Here is a 1,397-nt window from a genome sequence, read left to right as displayed (position 1 = left end):
CTGAACTGGTCCCCAAAAGTTGGACTGGGAAATTCAGTTCCGATTCCCGGGGAGCATTTTTATGTATGGACGTAGTCCGTTGTCCGAAGTTCAGCGCGAGGCCGCTGTAGCGTGGTTTGAGAAGGGCATCGCGGATATGGCGGCTGCGCGGCTGCTGGGTGTGCCTCAGTCTCCGGTCAAGGAACTCTATCTGCGGTGGAGGATCCATGGTCGAGGAGTGCTGGTGGCCAGACGTACGAAACAGGTGTATCCGTTCGAATTCAAGCTCGCCTTGGTCGAACGGTTCATCGCGGGTGAGACTGCCCAGGATCTCGCGGCGGAGGCTGGTTTGTCCTCTTCCGGCCTGCTGAAGAATTGGGCAGGTGCCTACCGCCGCGAGGGCGCGGATGCCTTGCGCCCGAAGCCCAGGGGCAGGCTGAGGAAGCCCGGTTCCCCGCAGCCGGCGGAGCTGCCCGAACTCGAACGGCTGCGCCGGGAGAACGAACTGTTGCGGGCGCAGGTGGCCTACCTGGGAAAATTGCGGGCCTTGAGGGCGCAGGAACGACGGTGAAGGTTCAGGCCCTCATCGCCCTCAAGGCTGACTTCCCGCTTCCGGTTCTGCTGCAGGTCGCCGGCCTGGCCCGGTCGACGTTCTTCTATCACCAGTCCCGCCTCCGGGACCCCGACCCGCAGGAGGAACTCAAGGCCGCAGTCACGGAGATCTTCACGACGAACCGTGGCCGCTACGGGCACCGCCGAATCCACACTGAACTGGCCAAGGAAGGGTGGACGGTCGCGAAGAAGACCGTACTGAAGCTCATGCGTGCCCTGCAGCTGGTCTGCAAGGTCCGGCGGAGGAAACGTTACAACTCCTACCAGGGCGGGCAGGACAAGGTCGTCCCGAACGTACTGAACCGCGAGTTCGACGCTGAGGCGCCGAACCAGAAGTGGGTGACGGATGTGACAGAGTTCAGCGTCGGGGACCGGAAGCTCTACCTCTCCCCGGTCATGGATCTCTTCGACCGGCAGATCATCTCCTATACGATCGGCTCGTCCCCGAATCTGGAGCTCACGAACACGTCGCTGCGCCAGGCTTTGGAGATGCTCGAGGACGGGCAGAAACCGCTCGTGCATTCGGACCAGGGATTCCAGTACCGGCATGTCAGCTGGCGCGTACTCCTTGCGGATGCCGGTGCGGTCCAATCGATGTCACGCAAGGGCAACTGCTACGACAACGCGGTCATGGAGAACTTCTTCGGACACCTCAAGGAAGAGCTCTTCCACCGCGTCCGTTTCCTCAGCACCGACGCCCTGGCAGCAGCCCTGCAGGACTACATCCACTGGTACAACACCGAAAGAATCTCAACAAAGCTCAAGGGCCTGAGCCCGGTGCAATACCGTGCTCACGCCCTCGCCGC

At 62.1% G+C, this 1,397-nt stretch carries 2 protein-coding genes; both read left to right on the top strand.

Annotation, left to right across the window (positions count from 1 at the left end; all coding sequences use genetic code 11):
• The first annotated feature begins 79 nt into the window (after positions 1-79).
• Positions 80-550 (top strand): helix-turn-helix domain-containing protein, encoded by a 471-nt coding sequence (locus ABLI39_RS17330; RefSeq protein WP_349414792.1) that lies wholly within the window; start codon positions 80-82, stop codon positions 548-550.
• Positions 547-1,397 (top strand): IS3 family transposase (locus ABLI39_RS17325; protein ID WP_349414791.1); only part of this gene is annotated, 851 nt, incomplete at its 3' end. The genes ABLI39_RS17330 and ABLI39_RS17325, both read left to right, overlap by 4 nt.

It is taken from the genome of Pseudarthrobacter sp. B907, from assembly GCF_040137805.1.
Lineage (GTDB): Bacteria > Actinomycetota > Actinomycetes > Actinomycetales > Micrococcaceae > Arthrobacter.
The sequence above is the reverse complement of the archived record's forward strand: the minus strand, read 5'-3'. Positions and strand labels throughout refer to the sequence as shown.